Genomic DNA, 17,124 nt, shown 5'->3' with positions numbered 1-17,124 from the left:
ATATTCATCACTCGGCAGGAGCCGAGCGATTGCAATAGTTTTTCAACCCTCTTTGCGCGTATCGGAGAGAGGGCGGTCGGGCGCAACAATGACCGGGTAAGTAATATGGGAAGCGAAATCAGTTTGCACATCCTTAAAACAATTCTCAATTTAGCCCTTTGTATAAGTACACATCCACCCGCATGAACAAACTCGCTAACTCCACCTCGCCATACCTGCTGCAGCATGCCAATAACCCGGTTAATTGGTACCCCTGGGGAGCAGAAGCGTTGCAAAAAGCCCGCGACGAGAATAAACTGATATTGGTGAGCATAGGATACTCGGCTTGCCACTGGTGTCACGTGATGGAGCACGAGAGCTTTGAGGACGAGGCCGTTGCCGGGGTAATGAACGAGTATTTTGTGTGTATTAAAGTAGATAGGGAGGAGCGCCCGGATGTCGACCAAATTTACATGAGCGCCATCCAACTTATGAGCGGTCGTGGCGGCTGGCCGTTAAACTGTATTTGCCTGCCAGATCAGCGGCCTATCTACGGCGGCACCTATTTCCGCAAGAACGACTGGACGAGCCTGCTTTTCAACCTGGCCGATTTTTATAAAACCAAACCCGAAGAAGCTGAGGATTACGCCGTGCGTCTAACCGAAGGTATCAAACAATACGAATCGGTGGCGTTTGTAAGTGAACAGCCCGAATACACCAAAGCCGACCTGGAAACTATCCTTGCCACCTGGCGCAGATACATAGACCCGGTGGAGGGTGGCTTTGGCGGTGCGCCTAAATTTCCGATGCCTAATAATTCGCTGTTTTTGATGCGGTATGCGCATTTGATGAAAGATGAAGCCCTTGCCGAAAATGTAAAGCTCACCCTTAAAAAAATGGCCTTTGGTGGTATTTATGACCATATTGGCGGCGGCTTTGCCCGTTACGCGGTAGATGGTGTTTGGCACGTGCCGCATTTCGAAAAGATGCTTTACGATAACGGGCAGTTGCTTAGTTTGTACGCAGAGGCCTATACCTGGAACCCCGATCCGCTATACAAAACCATTGCCGGTGAGATAATAACCTTTGTAGCCCGCGAATTAACATCGCCTGAAAATGGCTTTTACTCCGCTCTCGACGCTGACAGCGAGGGTAAAGAAGGTAAGTTCTACATTTTCACGAAATCCGAAATTGAGGAGATTCTTGGCGAAGATGCCGACCTGTTCAACATCTATTATCATGTAACCGAAGATGGTAATTGGGAAGAAGAAGCATCCAACGTTTTTTACCGCCGCGAGGAGGATGCCGAACTGGCCAAACTACTCGGCCTGTCGGTTGATGACCTGGTAAGCAGGGTAGCTGCATCCCGCAAAAAAGTATTGGATGCCCGCAGCAAACGTATCCGTCCCGGATTGGATAACAAGATCCTGGCATCGTGGAACGGCCTGATGCTAAAAGGCCTTTGTGAGGCATATCGCGCGTTTAACAATACCGAATATTTAGACCTGGCTTTAAAGAACGCTGAGTTTATAACCGGTAATTTGCTTAAAGGCGCAAAGCTAAGCAGGGTATATAAAAAGGATAACTCCCTCTCCTTCGGAGAGGGCCGGGGAGAGGCCGCCTCTTTCCTTGACGATTATGCCAATGTAATAGATGCCTTTATTGCCCTGTACGAAGTCACCTTCGACGAAGCATGGCTGATACAAGCCCAAAAACTTGCCGATTACACGCTTGCCCATTATTACAACCCCGAAGGCGGCATCTTCTTTTACACGGCCGATAACGACGAGATGCTTATCGCCCGCAAATCCGAAATTATGGATGGGGTTATCCCTGCGTCAAACTCGGTAATGGCGCGCAACTTGAAAAAGCTGGCTCTGTTCTTCGATAACGAGGGCTACCTGGAGGTATCGGCACAATTACTACGCAACATTGTACCGCATTTGGCTAAGTATGGTACGGCTTACTCCAACTGGCAGGTGTTATTGCTTGATGAGGTTTTTGGCACCTACGAGGTGGCTATTACCGGTAACAATGCTGAAACAAAGCGCGTTGAAATGGAACAAAATTACATTCCCAATAAAATTATGTTGGGCGGTAAAGATGGAAGTTTACCTTTGCTGGCTGAAAAATTTAACAATGATACCCGGATATTTGTGTGCAGGGATAAAACCTGTGGCCTGCCGGCATACAATATCAGCGAAGCATTAAAACAAATAAATAATTAATTCCTTATACAAATAAACAGGTATTGAGATAACCCGGCCAACACCGGGATGGAGTTCCAAGCCTACAAAAAAACCATTAGATGAAAATTGAACCACAACACGTAGTGTCATTAACATACGATCTGTACGTTAAAAAAGAGGACGGAACCGAAGGCTTACAGGAAAGCGCAACACAAGAACAGCCATTAACTTTTTTATTTGGCGCGGGGCAAATGATACCAAAATTTGAAGAGGAACTAAGCAACCTTTCAACCGGCGATACTTATGATTTCCGTATTACCGCATCAGAAGGTTACGGCGAATTTGACGAGGAAGCAGTAGCTAACCTGCCCCTTGAAATGTTCCAGGGAACAGATGTGCCGCAAGTTGGCGAGGTTTTACCTTTGCAGGATAATAACGGCAACCGTTTCCAGGGCCAGGTGGTATCGGTTACCGAAGATTCGGTAATTGTTGACCTTAACCACCCAATGGCAGGCCAGGACCTGCACTTTAAAGGTGAGATATTGAATGTGCGCCCGGCAACACCCGAAGAACTGGCCCACGGCCACGCGCACGGCCCCGATGGTCACCACGCTCACTAAATATAAAGAAAAAATTTATTTGAGAGACGCGATAGTTCGCGTCTCTTTTGTTTTAATCGATTTTATTCAAAATCGAGGTGCCAGGAACTATTAACAACACAGCGTATCCTTATACGGGATGCTATAGGCTCGCCGTTTTGTGTAGCAGGGGTAAATACAAGGTCGGCAGGGTCGGGCAGCTTAATGTTCATATTTATTGTAGTAAGGGGTTGATTAAGCACGCCTGCTGTCAACTCTACCTTAAAATCGGCCAGCCGCCCACCCGGACTTATCAATAATTCCACTACCGCCGAAAGGTCGTCCCTGTCTATGGTCTTAAATTCGTTAGGGAGGGTAAATAATGTTAAGTAAGGTAAATATCCATAAAACCTGCCGCCAATTTTTATAGGTTTTGTAACCTTGTCGCCCTCTTTTAATTCTTTATCTACCAGGTATCTGAAGTGCGATGTGGTATCTTCGGGCGCTTCGTAAAATAAACGCTTGTAGGTATAATCGTATGTTTGTAATATCACACCGTTAGGGTCAGTAAATCGCCATAAACCAACCTTTTTATCGTTCACATACATTCCGCTGGGTACAGGTATCTTATTTTTATAAACCGCACGGAACGAACCCTGCCTGGTATTTACATCGCTTTTCAGCACTTTAAAAATTTCGGTTACGTGGCCTGATAATTTTCGCTTTATTTGGATGGTATCCTGCGCAAAACAAATGTTTACAAAAAACAGCGCGGTAAATAATAATAAGTAACGTTTTAACATTTCAGTAGATACAAAATAATTAGGCGGCTTTGGGCACAAACTCAATTGAAGGGTTGATGTTTTTAAGTTGAGTAATGAAATCTTTTTCGTTTACCGGCGAAATTACCACCGAATCGTATTTGCCGTAAAATACCTCCAGCCTGTCGAACGAAAGGGCGGGCGCGCTTAAAATAGTATTGGTTTCCACTATCCGTGTTATGTTTTTTACAGGGATAGATTGGTTTACAAAAAAGCCGCACTTGACCTTTAAAATATCGCTGGCGTTTATGGTATAACAGGTATTAAACACAATAGGGAATATAACTACCCCGGTTAGCCCCAGGCAAAGCAAAGCAGGTAAATAAAGGCCGTTAAAAAAATAACTTACCTCCATTATGGTGAGCAAGCCCAGTAATATATATACAATAAACCCTTTTTTTGATGGATAAACTTTATCGCCGGTTATCATGGAATAAATATACGTAAAACAAATTAAATGCCTCCGCCTCCGCGCCGGCCGCCACCACGCCTGCTGCTGCCCCCAGTACTGCCACCGCCCTGTTTGCCCGCAAATTTTTGAAGGCGCATGGTAAACGTAAGCATAAAATACCTGCCCAAACGATTGGTGCGGGTATCTATGATCTGGTTACCACTAACAACCCGCGATACCCCGGTGTTTTGATTAAAAAGGTCAAACGCTTGTAAACGCAGCGCAGCCAGGTGATTTTTCAGAAATTGATACTCTACATAGGTGCTAAGCAGGGTAGGGTTGGCTTTAACCGTGCTGCTAAAACCCTGGTTTATGGTTTGGGTAAGATTATAGCCCAAAACCAGGTTATTAAAAAAGTAGTTGCGGCCATCCAGCCCAAATGTCCATGTTTTTGCATCGGTGCTAAAAGGTAATGGTATGGTATTGCGCGTATTGTTAACACTATAAGTGCCGCTAATTTCGGTATCCATCAGGCTGTCGATGTCCACCCTTAGTTTTACACCCTGGTTAAACACCCAGTTTTTGCCCTGGTTGCGTACGCCATTAATAAAATTGATGTTGTTATTAAAATTTGCCCCGCCATTTAATGTTACCGTGAACTTACGGTCGGCAAAGGGTTTGGTAAAAGCATAATTGCCATTTGCCGAGTAAAAGCCACTTGTATTTAAATAACGCGTTTCCTGCGTTGTACTATCCACACTGCCGGCAATGGCCAACGGTTGGGTACTGGTCACAATTTTATTTTGCGTTGCAGTGAACGATAGATTGGTAAATAACGAGTTACCGCTGGCAATATCAAACTGATTATACCGCAGGCTGATGTTATTATTAAATTCAGGCTTCAGGTCGGGATTGCCATATACCCGGTTCTGGGGGTTCGAAATATCGGGCTGTAATTGCAGCTGGGTAAACGACGGCTGGTTATTAGTGCCGGTATAATTTACTGATAGCGAATGGTTCTTTTTAAAATTATAAATAAACCTTGCCGTTGGTACATAGTTGAAAGTGCTGGTAGATGTAGCAAAGTTGCGCGATTGACCATTTAAGGTTGCCGGTTGCACAGCCATGCCAAGCGTATAGTTATATTTTGTCCCTATCCCGCGCAGGTTTAAGCCAAAGCGATTGGTGATAAACTGGTAATTATAAATGGTGCTTAACTCATCTGCAAAATACTGTGCGCCGGTAAGCGTATCTATACGGTAGTTAGACCGGTTATTATCGGTATTAGTGTAGTTGTAGCTGTAATTAGCTTCCAGGTAGGTGGTTTTACCCACAGGCTCGGTAAAGCTTAAATTAATATTTGCACGCCGGCCGTTGTTATCGGTATTTATTTGCTGATAGGGTGGGATAGAAGGGTTTTGCGGTTGGGTAATATACTGCTGATTTAGATCCTGTATGTTTTTAGAAAAACTAAGGCCTGTATTTATACTGAAGTTGCGCCCCTTTTTTTTGAACTTGTGATTAAACAATACGCTTAAGCCGCCACTTTGCGAGTCCCCGTTTGTCAGCGCGATTTCGTTTCCGTTTATGGTGGTGTTATTACGGGTATTGCTAAATACATCACTATTATTACTGTTAAATGAATTATACGAGAAATTAGGATTTACCTTCAGGTAATTTGCCGTATCAATGCTGTACTCTATATTAAAATCAAAGCGGTGGTTGATGTTATTGGTGCGGCCGATACTGTTATCGTTATTAATAATGGCCCCGTCCTGAAAAAGGTTTTGCTGCTGCGATGTGCTTGTTGTAAGCCTGTCCCTGTCGGCAAAGCTGTAGCTGCCGTAAGCCGTAACCTTTTTGCCCCACTCGTTGCGGTAATTGAGTCCTAATGAACGATTGGTGGTAACGCCGTTAGCAGTGCTTATGCCACCGCCCGCGTCGCTGCCGCCACCACGTCCACCGCGGCCACCGCGGCCACCGCCGCCTCCACCACCGCCCAGGTTAAACGAATTGGTGTTGGTGTTGTTCCAGGTGCCGATAAGTGATACTTGCCTGTCTTCTTTAAACGTATTGGCCGATACCTTGGCTACATACCGGCCATCGTTACCGGCGCCAATAGTAGCCTGGCCAAACTGGCCGGTGCGTTTACCCTTTTGAATGGTAATGTTCAGGATCTTTTCGGGCTCGCCGGTTTTTATGCCGGTAAGGTTAGCCTGGTCGCCATAATCATCAATTACCTGTATGTTCTCTACAATATCGGCAGGCAGGTTTTGTGTGGCTGTTTGTACATCGCCGCTAAAATAGTTTTTGCCATTAACACGCACTTTAGTTACCTGTTTGCCATGTGCCGTAACGTTGCCGTCTTTATCAACGGTAATGCCCGGCATTTTCTTGATCAGGTCCTCCACTTGCGATCCCTCGCGCACTTTATATGCCGCGGCATTATATTGTACTGTATCTTCCTTTATCGTAATAGGCACTATGGCCGTAATATTTACCACATCCAGGTAGTTCATTTGTATCTTAAGTTTAATAGGGGCAAGCCGGATGGGTTTGGTATCGTTATCCATTACATACCTGCGTGTAAACACCTGGTATCCCAGGCCTGATACGGTGAGTTTGAAATTTTTTGATCTAACGTTAGGGAAATTAAATGCTCCCTTTGTATCGCTTGCTAAAATACTGCTGTCGGCATCTGATGTGAGTTTTACAGTTACCCCGGCAACCGCTCCCAATGTGTCTAAGATCGTCCCGCTTACTGCACGCGGCTGTTGCGCATAAGCCGGTTTAAAAAGCAGGAAGATAGCCAGGGAAAGGAGTAAGTATTTTATCATTGAACTAATAATTTAGCCTAATGACACTGAATGTATTACGAAGTTTAACTATTATACTAATGTCATATAATTGTTGCACTGAAGCAGACACTTGACTGACAAATTAATTATTTATTAAATTATTTAACGACTTTTCAAAACTATTAGCTATCTTTATTCCGTAAATCCCCCAAGATTAACCTAATTAAATTAAAATAAACTACCGATACTAATGGCATTTATACACGACGTGCTACAGGAACCATCGTATGGATGGAAAACAGCCAACGGCGAGCTTTCAAAGCCAACCCCAAAGCAAATTTTCTCCGAATTTTTTTCGAGGCTAAATATATTTAAGGATAAAAAAAACTGGCTTTCATTTATGAGCTGGGCAATGGTACTTTTCCTTGCACCTTTTTTATTTCTTTTCATTTTTAAATATTTTTCGGTAACCGGCCTTGTTATAGCCTTTGTTTACAGCATGATGGTGATGGGTACACATGGTACTATCTGGTATCACAGGTACTGCACTCATGGCGCTTTTAAATTCAAAAATAATTTCTGGCGTTTTTTTACCCAGAACCTCACCCTTAAAATTATCCCCGAAGAGATCTATGCCATATCGCACCATGTGCACCATGCATTATCTGATACCCCTGGCGACCCATATAACGCGCAAGGAGGTTTTTTGTATTGTTTTTTGGCCGATGCAAACCACCAGCCCGTTAACCGTAACCTTGACGAAAAAGGATACAACCGGTGCCTTACGCTAATGAAGCATACAGGTGTTACCTGTAATACTTACGCGCAATACAAAAAATGGGGTTCGGTGGCAAATCCGTTCCACATGGTATTGGGTGTTATTGCAAACTGGGCGTTTTGGTTTACTGTTTTTTACCTGCTTGGAGGCATTAGCTTAGCCTGCGCCATATTTGGCGCTGCCGGTTTCTGGGCTGTTGGTGTACGTACTTTTAACTACGAAGGGCACGGTAAAGGCGAAGATAAGCGCCGCGACGGTATCGACCATAACCGCAAGGATATGTCGGTTAACCAGCTTTGGCCGGGTTTTGTGGCAGGCGAATGGCATAATAATCACCACTTGTTCCCTAAAAGCGCACGCTCGGGGTTTAAGCCCCACCAAATAGATAGTGCCTGGTATTACATTAAGTTTATGCACATGGTAGGCGCAGTAAGCCACTATCATGATTCTAAAAAGCAGTTTTATAAGGATTATATTAAAGAGCCTGTTAAAGTAGCAGCCAAACCTGTGTTTTGCCCAACAACAGGCAAACAAATTTTTGCCACAGAGTCTATTTAACAATTAGTGATACTATTTTAACCTTTGTTGATAAGGATATTTAAAAAGGGATGCGAAAGCATCCCTTTTTTGTTTAAAAGCAAATTTTAGACTGTGATTTTTACAAATGAATATATAACTTAGTCAACCAATTATTCTTAACCCCAAATCTAATGTATAAAAAAGCCCTTTGTTTATTTGTCGGGTTGCTTGCAAGCGCTGTGATCACTTCCAACGCGTATTCGCAAAGCAAACCCATTGGCATATTTGATGGCAGTACGGATATAGGTGTAATAAAACACAAAGGCAGTGTTGTTTACGATAGCAAGGCGCAGCAATATGATGTAATTGGGTCTGGTGCCGATATCTGGTTCGATCATGATGAGTTCTTTTTTATATGGAAGAAAATAAAAGGCGATTTTATTTTGCGTACCAACGGCGCTTTTGTTGGTGATAACGGGGAGCCTAACCGCAAGTTTGGCTTAATGGTGCGCAGCAACCTGCAAACCAATTCGGCTCATGTAAATGTTATGGCACACGGCAGCGGTGCTATGGCTATGCAATACCGCAAGATAAACGGCGGCGAAACTGCCGAAGAAAAATCGCCGGTAAAAGCGGCTGATGTTGTTCAGTTGGAACGTAAAGGCAGCACGTACTATGTATCGGTAGCACGTAAAGGCGATGTATTTGGCCCCGAGCAAAAAATTGACCTTGATTTGGGTGATGAAGTTTACGTAGGCATATATGTTTGCGCCCACAACGCCGATCTTACACAAAAAGCCATATTTAATAACGTGCGTATAGTTGTACCTGCCCCTGCAGGCTTAGTAACCTACAAGCAATACCTGGGCAGCAATATCGAGCTGCTGGATATGGAAAGCAATAACAGCCGCATCATTTACCAGTCGCCAAAATCGTTACAGGCGCCAAACTGGATGCTTGATGGTAAATCGCTTATATATAACAGCGAGGGTTTATTATATAAATATAACCTGGCCACAAATAAGCCTGCCGTATTAAACACCGGCAAAGCTAAAGGCAACAATAACGATCATGTGCTATCATTTGACGGCAAATGGTTAACCATAAGCGATAATGATAACGGAGGCCCGTCGGTTGGCTATGTTGTGCCTGTTACAGGGGGTGAACCGCGCAGGGTTACCCAAATGGGCAAGGGTGCATCGTATATGCACGGCTGGTCGCCCGATGGTAAGTACCTGGTATTTTGCGGTGAACGCAACAAAGAGTATGATGTTTACCGCGTACCTGTTGCCGGCGGCCCCGAAGAGCGGCTTACCAATACCCCGGGCCTGGACGACGGCCCCGAATATACGCCTGATGGCAAGCACATTTACTTTAATTCGGTACGCAGCGGCCTGATGCAGGTTTGGCGTATGGATGCAGATGGCAGCAATCAAACACAGATCACAAACGACGATAATAACAACTGGTTTCCGCATGTATCGCCCGATGGCAAATGGATAGTATACATCACCTTCCTTAAAAGCGAAGTTGCCCCCGGCGATCATCCCTTTTACAAGCACGTTTATTTGCGTGTAATGCCTGTTGGCGGTGGCCCTTCAAAGGTGGTTGCCTATTTATATGGCGGCCAGGGTACTATCAATACGCCTTCGTGGTCGCCAGATAGCAAGCACATCGCCTTTGTAAGTAATACCAATCTATTATTTCCGGCGTTTCCTATAAGTAAAGATTAATATCAACTAAATCTCAAAATAAAATGACATCATCCCGCAGGACATTTTTAAAAAACACCGCCATTGCAGCTACAGCAGCAGCCTTAATGCCTAATGACCTATTTGCAGCACCTGGCCGTATCCAAAGAGTTGGTCTCCAGCTTTATTCGGTACGCGATGCTATGATGAAAGATCCGTCAGGCTCGTTAAAAAGGCTGGCAGATATGGGCTACCAGCATGTAGAGCATGCAAATTATGTAAACCGTAAATTTTACGGCTGGACAGCGAAAGAGTTTAAAAAAGTACTGGATGACCTTGGCCTGCAAATGCCAAGCGGCCATACTGTAATGACCCCACAACACTGGGATGCAGCAAAAAATGATTTTACTGATGTTTGGAAATATACGGTAGAAGACGCTGCCGCAATGGGCCAGAAATTTGTAATAAGCCCCTGGATGGATGATAAAGTACGCCACGATACCGACCTGCTGAAACGTACCATGGATCAGTTTAACAAAAGCGGCGAGCTGTGCCAGAAATACAATATGAAGTTTGGTTACCATAACCACGACTTTGAGTTTACCACCATGGTAGGCGATATACGCCTGTTCGATTATATTATGCAAAACACTGATCCTGATAAGGTTTCGCAGCAACTGGATATTGGTAATATGTTTGGCAGAGAGAATAATGCCATTGGGTTGATTGAAAAATATCCTGGCAGGTTTATATCTATGCACGTAAAAGATGAAGTAAAAAGCGCCGATAAAAATGAAGGCACCGGTTACGAAAGCACCATATTAGGCAGGGGAGTATTACCTGTAAAGGATGTTTTAAAAGCAGCCAAAAAAACCGGTGGAACCGTTTATTTGATCATCGAACAGGAATCGTACCAGGGTATGGACCCGTTCGAGTGTGTAAAAATTGATTTACAAACCATGAAAAAGTGGGGATATTAACAGTTAAAAAGTACCTTACCCCGTAATTGTATTTATAACACTTAATAATTTCAAAAAGAAATTGAATTCAAATATTAACCGGCGCATTGCAATAAGGAACATGGCCCTTATTTTAGGCAGTGCGGCAATATTGCCGTCGTGCTTAAATGATAAGGGTAAGCCAGTTGTACAATTAAAGCACCTTAAAATAGATGCTGACCAGGAAAAACTGGTGAACAACCTTACCGAAACCATCTTGCCCAAAACCGGCACCCCCGGCGCAGCTGAACTTGGTATTAACCTTTTTGTTTTTAAAATGATCGATGACTGCTATGATAAAGAGCATCAGCAGGATTTTATAACCGGCCTGGGCGATTTTGCCGCCGAAGCTAAAAAGCAACTGGGCAAATCATTTAATGACAGCACTGTAAAAGAGCGTACTGCATTTGTAAGCGGTATTGAACAGCACAGCAACGACGAAAAATATAAGGATAATGCAAAGCTGATTGCTTTTTACAGGATGGTAAAAGAACAAACCGTATTTGGGTACACCACATCCAAATACTTTATGACAAAGCAAATAGTATATGAACTGGTTCCGGGAAGATATAATGCTTACTTTCCTGTTAAAAAGCTTGCAGCAGTATAATTATGGCCAATTTAAATATTGATAGTGTTAAAGACCGTACGTTTGATGCCATAGTTATAGGATCGGGCATGAGCGGGGGCTGGGCTGCAAAGGAGTTTACAGACAAAGGGCTTAAAACGCTTGTGCTTGAACGCGGCCGAGATGTAAAGCATTTAAAAGATTACCCAACAACAAACTTATATCCCTGGGAATTTCCGCATCATGGCGTATTGCCCGATGATGTGCAAAAGGCAAACCCTATTGTAAACCGTTGCTACGCCTTTGGCGAAGATGCGGCGCACTTTTTTGTAAAAGATGCCGAACATCCTTACGTACAGGAAAAACCGTTCGACTGGATCCGCGGGTACCAAACCGGGGGTAAATCTTTGCTATGGGCACGCCAAACCCAGCGCTGGAGCAATTTTGACTTTGAAGGCCCTGCCCGCGATGGTTTCGCGGTAGACTGGCCCATCCGTTATGCTGATATCGCGCCGTGGTATAGTTATGTAGAAAAATTTGCAGGTATCTCAGGCAACCGTGATGGAATTGCCGAACTTCCCGATGGTGAATTTTTACCCGCATTTCCGCTAAATGCTGTGGAAACCTATTTTAGCAACCACGTTAAAAAAACATATAAGAACAGGCATGTAATAAGCGCGCGTTGTGCACACTTATCAAAACCCAACCAGATCCATTTAGACCAGGGACGGGGCCAGTGCCAGGAGCGTACGCTTTGCCAGCGCGGCTGCCCGTTTGGCGGCTACTTCAGCGCCAACTCATCTACTATACCCTGGGCGCTCCGTTCAGGACATTGTACCTTAAGGCCGCACTCGGTTGTAGAGTCTATCATCTATGATGATAAAAAAGGCAAGGCTACAGGTGTTAGGGTTATCGATGCCAACACTAAAGAAGCTATTGAATATTTTGCCGATGTAATTTTTGTTAATGCGGCTGCATTAAACAGTAACCTGATATTGCTTAACTCAACTTCAAGCCGTTTTCCTAACGGTTTGGGTAACGATAGCGGCACCCTGGGTAAATATGTAGCGTTCCATAATTATTCGGCACATATAAACGCCGAGTACGATGGCGCAAAAGAATGGACAACCGATGGGCGTAACCCTGCCGGAGGCGGCTATATCCCGCGTTTCCGGAACGTGTACAAACAGGAAACTAACTTTTTACGCGGTTACGCCGCTGGTTTCAGCGCTTACCGATGGGAGCAGCATAGCGATAATGGTATTGGCCAGGACCTGAAAAATAACCTGGTTAAAAAGGACCTTAGCGGCTGGCATGTAGGCTCGCATATGATGGGCGAAACCATCCCTAAAGAAACAAATTACGTTGCGCTGGATAAATCACTGAAAGATCCGTGGGGTATCCCTCAGCTAAAGATCTCAGTTGATTATGACGATAACGACGAGAAAATGAAGAAGGATTACGTAGAGCAGATGACAGAAATGTTCACGTCGGCCGGTTTTACAAATATCAAGGCATCAACAGACCATAGGGCACCTGGGCTTGATATTCATGAAATGGGTGGTGTGCGCATGGGTAACGACCCTAAAACATCGATGCTTGATAAATGGCACCGCCTGCACGCCTGTAAAAATGTTTACGTTACCGACGGAGCAAGCATGACATCAACCAGCTGCCAGAATCCATCGCTTACATATATGGCCTTTACCGCCCGCGCGGTTGACCACGCCGTAGGCGAAATGAAAAAGGGGAATGTGTAGGGAGTTTGCAGCAGGCTGATGGCAGTTTGCAGATATTTACTGCAAACGGTAAACTAAAAACTGCCAACTGATACATTGTGTAAAAAAAACACAATGAAATATTTGTAAAATAATTTTTATTCATACATTTAACGGAACAACCAATTACTAAATAATTTATTTAACGCTATACTTTTATGTCTACAAACACTTATGACGCGATAGTCATTGGTTCAGGTATCTCCGGCGGCTGGGCTGCTAAAGAACTGAGCGAAAAGGGCTTAAAAACCATCATGTTAGAGCGCGGTAAAAATATCGAGCACATTAAAGATTATGTTAATGCCAACAAAGGCCCGTGGGAATTTGAACACCGGGGCGGCCGAACGCAACAAATGATCGAAGATTACCCGGTTTTAAAACGTGATTATCCGTTAAATGAAACTAATTTGGATTATTGGACCAACGAAAAAGAAAGTCCGTATACCGAGATCAAACGTTTCGATTGGTTTAGGGGTTACCATGTAGGTGGCCGCTCGTTAATGTGGGGCAGGCAATCGTACCGCTGGCACGATACCGATTTTGAGGCTAACTTAAAAGACGGCATTGGTACCGACTGGCCTATCCGTTATAAAGACCTGGAAAAATGGTATGGTTACGCCGAAAGGTTTGCCGGTATCTCTGGTAATAAAGATGGTGTTCCGATCCTTCCGGATGGCGATTTTATGCCGCCAATGGATATGAACGTTGTAGAAAAAGACGTTCAAAAACGTTATAAGGAGTTTTACAAAGATACAAGGCACTTTGTAATTGGCCGTACTGCCAATATCACAGTGGCGCATAACAACCGTACTGCCTGCCAGTACCGTAACAAATGCTGGTTAGGCTGTCCGTTTGGCGCTTACTTCAGTACACAGTCGGCTACTTTACCTGCGGCAATGGCAACCGGTAATTTAACAGTTCGCCCATGGTCGATAGTAACCAGGATACTTTACGATAAAGACACTAAAAAGGCTAAAGGTGTTGAAGTACTGGATGCCGAAACCAACAAAACATATGAATTTTACGCTAAAATAGTTTTTGTTAATGCATCGGCCTTAAACAGCGCCTGGGTGTTAATGAACTCGGCTACAGATGTATGGGAAGGCGGTTTAGGCAGCAGCAGCAACCAGCTTGGCCACAACCTGATGGACCACCACCTTGGTGTTGGTGCAGGCGGCCGTATTGAAGGTTTTGAAGATAAATATACTTTTGGCCGCAGGGCTAACGGTATTTATATACCACGTTACCGTAACTTAAACGGCGAAAAGCGCGATTACATCCGCGGGTTTGGATACCAGGGTGGTGGCAGCCGCAGTGGCTGGAGCCGCGACATTGCCGAAATGAACATCGGCGGCGGTTTTAAGGATGCTTTAACAGAGCCGGGATCATGGAGCTTTGGTATGGGCGGTTTCGGCGAAACCCTGCCGTATCACGAAAATAAGATCACCCTTGATAAAACCAAAAAAGATAAATGGGGGCTGCCGGTATTGGCTATTGATGCTGAGTGTAAGGATAACGAGCGTAAAATGCGTATCGATATGATGAACGACGCTAAAGAAATGCTGGAGAACGCAGGTGTTAAAGATGTACAAACTTACACATCAGAACCCGTATTAGGCCGCGGTATCCACGAAATGGGTACAGCACGTATGGGCCGCGATCCAAAATCATCGGTATTAAATGGTAATAACCAGGTTTGGGATGCCAAAAACGTATTTGTTACAGATGGTGCCGCTATGGCATCGGCAGCTTGCCAAAACCCATCGTTAACTTATATGGCGCTTACTGCGCGTGCAGCGAATTTCGCTGTTGAGGAACTTAAAAAAGGTAATATTTAACAGTATTGAAATTCGACTAACAATGACTGAAGACAAAGAAACCACAACGAACGAAAGTTCAAACCCGTCCAGACGGGATTTTATTAAGTCAGGCGCATTGGCGGCTGCAGGCTTTATGATAGTACCACGCTTTGTATTAGGTGGTACCGGCTATACAGCACCAAGCGATATGCTTAATGTTGCCGGTGTAGGCGCGGGCGGTAAAGGCGAAAGCGATATTGCAAACTTTGCCAAAAGCGGTAAAGCTAACATTGCTTTCCTGTGCGATGTTGACGACCGCCAGGCAGCAAAATCAAGGGCTTCGTTCCCTAAAGCCAAGTATTATAAGGATTGGCGCGAAATGTATGATAAGGAACATAAGAACTTTGATGCCGTATCCGTTTCAACGCCCGATCATAACCACGCTATAATTGCCTACCATGCCATGCAAATGGGTAAACACGTTTACGTGCAAAAACCACTTACACATGATATTTGGGAAGCACGTTTGTTAACAGATGCTGCCAAAAAATATAAAGTAGTTACACAAATGGGTAACCAGGGTGCATCAAATGATGGTACCCGTTTAATGGCCGAATGGTATGATGCAGGCCTTATAGGCGATGTAGATACTATTTACTGCTGGACTAACCGCCCGGTATGGCCGCAGGGCATTAAATGGCCTGATCCGAGCACCAATATCCCTAAAGAACTTGACTGGGACTTATGGTTGGGCACGGCCCCTAAAAAGGATTACGTTGAAAAACTTGTTCCGTTTAACTGGCGCGGCTGGTGGGATTACGGCACCGGTGCATTAGGCGATATGGGCTGCCACCTTGTTGAAGCTCCTTTCCGTGTGTTAGGCCTTCAGTATGTTAAAGATGTACAGGCCAGCGTAGGCAGCGTATATGTTGATTCGTTCAGGAAAGGTAACTTCCCTGAAAGCTGCCCTCCGTCAAGCCACATTACCTTAACGTTCCCTAAAACCAACAAAACAAAAGGTGATGTAACCCTTCACTGGATGGATGGCGGTATACAGCCCGAAAGACCGGATGAACTTGGCCCTAATGAAAAATGGGGTGGCGAAGAAGGTAACGGTACCTTATTCATCGGTTCGAAAGGTAAAATGTACGCCAGCACCTATTCTGATGCTGCTACCTTGTTACCAAAAGAGCGTACCAAAGATGCTAACGCACCGCAAAAATATAAACGTGTTGCGGGTGGGGCTAATGGCCACTACGCGCAATGGGTTGAAGCATGTTTAGCAGGATATGGTAAAATGGAAGTAAGCTCGCCGTTTGAAGTTGCCGGCCCGCTTACCGAGGCATTGCTAATGGCAAACCTTGCTGTACGCGGCCATGACCTAAAAGGCGGCGCATTTAAATATACATGGGATAACCAGGCCATGAAGGTTACCAACTTTGATGCGGTTAACCAGTACGTTAAACGCCAATACCCGGCAGGTTTTGAACTAAAGGCGTAATCACTAAATCAGTAAATCACTAATTCAACAATAAAATGAATAGAAGAGACGCGATAAGCAGAGTAGGTTTGATACTGGGAAGTACGGTAATAGGTGCCGAGCTTTTCATGTCGGGCTGTAAATCAGGCAGTAAGGTAAATACCGATGACCTGTTTGCTAAAGATACCACAGCCTTTTTAAACGAGGTAGGCGAAACTATACTGCCCGAAACAGCAACCCCTGGTGCAAAAGCAGCAAACGTTGGCGGCTTTATGGCAATAATGGTTAGAGATTGTTATACCGAAGATGATCAGAAGATCTTCAAAAAGGGATTATCTCAACTGGATGAGGCAAGCAACAAAAAATTCAAAAAACCCTTTTTAGAGGCCGATGCCAAACAAAGGACTGAATTGCTTACAGATTTGGATAAAGAAGCGAAAGAATATTCAAAATCTAAAAAGCCCGAAGATCCTAATCATTATTTCTCAATGATCAAGCAATTAACTCTGCTGGGTTTCTTCACATCAGAAGTTGGCGCTACCAAGGCGTTACGTTATTTACCGGTACCGGGCAAATACGATGGTAACTACCCTTATAAAAAGGGCGACAGGGCCTGGGCGCTTTCTTAAGCAAAATCCAACCCTCCGCTGGTAAGCGGAAGGGCTTTAATTTTATTAAAATGAGTTTCCTGGTAAGGGAAACTCATTTTAATATATTTACAAATATCTATAATTTAAGAAGTCTCCCCCGACGGGGG

The 17,124-nt window shown here is 44.5% G+C and carries 13 protein-coding genes; 10 read left to right on the top strand and 3 right to left on the bottom strand.

Features of this window, described 5'->3' with window-relative positions:
- The first annotated feature begins 182 nt into the window (after window positions 1–182).
- Complete coding sequence (locus EWM62_RS17830; RefSeq protein ID WP_129878034.1) at window positions 183–2,207, top strand: thioredoxin domain-containing protein; 2,025 nt, start codon at window positions 183–185, stop codon at window positions 2,205–2,207.
- 80 nt (window positions 2,208–2,287) lie between these two features.
- Window positions 2,288–2,788 (top strand): FKBP-type peptidyl-prolyl cis-trans isomerase, encoded by a 501-nt coding sequence (locus EWM62_RS17825; RefSeq protein ID WP_129878033.1) that lies wholly within the window; start codon window positions 2,288–2,290, stop codon window positions 2,786–2,788.
- Between the two features lie 62 nt (window positions 2,789–2,850).
- Here EWM62_RS17825 and EWM62_RS17820 read toward each other — a convergent pair whose 3' ends face one another.
- From EWM62_RS17820 to EWM62_RS17810, 3 genes are read right to left on the bottom strand one after another with little or no spacing between them, the layout of a single operon-like run.
- Window positions 2,851–3,549 (bottom strand): toxin-antitoxin system YwqK family antitoxin, encoded by a 699-nt coding sequence (locus EWM62_RS17820; RefSeq protein WP_129878032.1) that lies wholly within the window; start codon window positions 3,547–3,549, stop codon window positions 2,851–2,853.
- A 19-nt stretch (window positions 3,550–3,568) separates the two neighbouring features.
- Window positions 3,569–3,997, bottom strand: coding sequence for a PH domain-containing protein (locus tag EWM62_RS17815; RefSeq protein WP_129878031.1), 429 nt, complete (start codon window positions 3,995–3,997; stop codon window positions 3,569–3,571).
- Window positions 3,998–4,020: 23 nt separating this feature from the next.
- On the bottom strand, window positions 4,021–6,795 hold the full coding sequence (locus EWM62_RS17810; RefSeq protein ID WP_129878030.1) for a TonB-dependent receptor: 2,775 nt from the start codon (window positions 6,793–6,795) through the stop codon (window positions 4,021–4,023).
- 211 nt (window positions 6,796–7,006) lie between these two features.
- Here EWM62_RS17810 and EWM62_RS17805 point away from each other — a divergent pair, with 211 nt between their 5' ends.
- The 8 genes from EWM62_RS17805 to EWM62_RS17770 all read left to right on the top strand — a co-directional run bounded on the left by EWM62_RS17805 (window position 7,007) and on the right by EWM62_RS17770 (window position 16,996).
- Window positions 7,007–8,092 (top strand): fatty acid desaturase, encoded by a 1,086-nt coding sequence (locus EWM62_RS17805; protein ID WP_129878029.1) that lies wholly within the window; start codon window positions 7,007–7,009, stop codon window positions 8,090–8,092.
- Between the two features lie 152 nt (window positions 8,093–8,244).
- Complete coding sequence (locus EWM62_RS17800; RefSeq protein WP_129878028.1) at window positions 8,245–9,786, top strand: TolB family protein; 1,542 nt, start codon at window positions 8,245–8,247, stop codon at window positions 9,784–9,786.
- A gap of 23 nt (window positions 9,787–9,809) precedes the next feature.
- A complete protein-coding gene (locus tag EWM62_RS17795; protein ID WP_129878027.1) occupies window positions 9,810–10,724 on the top strand; it encodes a sugar phosphate isomerase/epimerase family protein in 915 nt (304 codons plus the stop codon).
- Between the two features lie 100 nt (window positions 10,725–10,824).
- Complete coding sequence (locus tag EWM62_RS17790) at window positions 10,825–11,352, top strand: gluconate 2-dehydrogenase subunit 3 family protein (protein ID WP_129878026.1); 528 nt, start codon at window positions 10,825–10,827, stop codon at window positions 11,350–11,352.
- A gap of 2 nt (window positions 11,353–11,354) precedes the next feature.
- Window positions 11,355–13,070, top strand: coding sequence for a GMC oxidoreductase (locus EWM62_RS17785; RefSeq protein ID WP_129878025.1), 1,716 nt, complete (start codon window positions 11,355–11,357; stop codon window positions 13,068–13,070).
- 176 nt (window positions 13,071–13,246) lie between these two features.
- Window positions 13,247–14,926 carry a GMC oxidoreductase gene (locus tag EWM62_RS17780; protein ID WP_129878024.1) on the top strand — a complete coding sequence of 560 codons (1,680 nt, stop codon included), beginning with the start codon at window positions 13,247–13,249 and terminating at the stop codon, window positions 14,924–14,926.
- Between the two features lie 22 nt (window positions 14,927–14,948).
- Window positions 14,949–16,388: a Gfo/Idh/MocA family protein gene (locus tag EWM62_RS17775; RefSeq protein ID WP_129878023.1), complete on the top strand. Its 1,440-nt coding sequence runs from the start codon at window positions 14,949–14,951 to the stop codon at window positions 16,386–16,388.
- Between the two features lie 35 nt (window positions 16,389–16,423).
- Entirely contained in the window at window positions 16,424–16,996 is a 573-nt protein-coding gene (locus tag EWM62_RS17770; RefSeq protein WP_129878022.1) for a gluconate 2-dehydrogenase subunit 3 family protein, read from the top strand.
- Window positions 16,997–17,124: the final 128 nt, after the last annotated feature.

The sequence above is a fragment of the Mucilaginibacter terrigena genome (assembly GCF_004168255.1).
Taxonomy (GTDB): Bacteria; Bacteroidota; Bacteroidia; order Sphingobacteriales; family Sphingobacteriaceae; genus Mucilaginibacter; species Mucilaginibacter terrigena.
This window is presented reverse-complemented; position numbering and strand designations above follow the sequence as displayed.

Excerpts from the sequence above, each read along its gene's own strand:
- EWM62_RS17830 (WP_129878034.1), top strand. The coding sequence starts at position 183 with ATGAACAAACTCGCTAACTCCACCTCGCCATACCTGCTGCAGCATGCC.
- EWM62_RS17825 (WP_129878033.1), top strand. The coding sequence starts at position 2,288 with ATGAAAATTGAACCACAACACGTAGTGTCATTAACATACGATCTGTAC.
- EWM62_RS17820 (WP_129878032.1), bottom strand. The coding sequence starts at position 3,549 with ATGTTAAAACGTTACTTATTATTATTTACCGCGCTGTTTTTTGTAAAC.
- EWM62_RS17815 (WP_129878031.1), bottom strand. The coding sequence starts at position 3,997 with ATGATAACCGGCGATAAAGTTTATCCATCAAAAAAAGGGTTTATTGTA.
- EWM62_RS17810 (WP_129878030.1), bottom strand. The coding sequence starts at position 6,795 with ATGATAAAATACTTACTCCTTTCCCTGGCTATCTTCCTGCTTTTTAAA.
- EWM62_RS17805 (WP_129878029.1), top strand. The coding sequence starts at position 7,007 with ATGGCATTTATACACGACGTGCTACAGGAACCATCGTATGGATGGAAA.
- EWM62_RS17800 (WP_129878028.1), top strand. The coding sequence starts at position 8,245 with ATGTATAAAAAAGCCCTTTGTTTATTTGTCGGGTTGCTTGCAAGCGCT.
- EWM62_RS17795 (WP_129878027.1), top strand. The coding sequence starts at position 9,810 with ATGACATCATCCCGCAGGACATTTTTAAAAAACACCGCCATTGCAGCT.
- EWM62_RS17790 (WP_129878026.1), top strand. The coding sequence starts at position 10,825 with ATGGCCCTTATTTTAGGCAGTGCGGCAATATTGCCGTCGTGCTTAAAT.
- EWM62_RS17785 (WP_129878025.1), top strand. The coding sequence starts at position 11,355 with ATGGCCAATTTAAATATTGATAGTGTTAAAGACCGTACGTTTGATGCC.
- EWM62_RS17780 (WP_129878024.1), top strand. The coding sequence starts at position 13,247 with ATGTCTACAAACACTTATGACGCGATAGTCATTGGTTCAGGTATCTCC.
- EWM62_RS17775 (WP_129878023.1), top strand. The coding sequence starts at position 14,949 with ATGACTGAAGACAAAGAAACCACAACGAACGAAAGTTCAAACCCGTCC.
- EWM62_RS17770 (WP_129878022.1), top strand. The coding sequence starts at position 16,424 with ATGAATAGAAGAGACGCGATAAGCAGAGTAGGTTTGATACTGGGAAGT.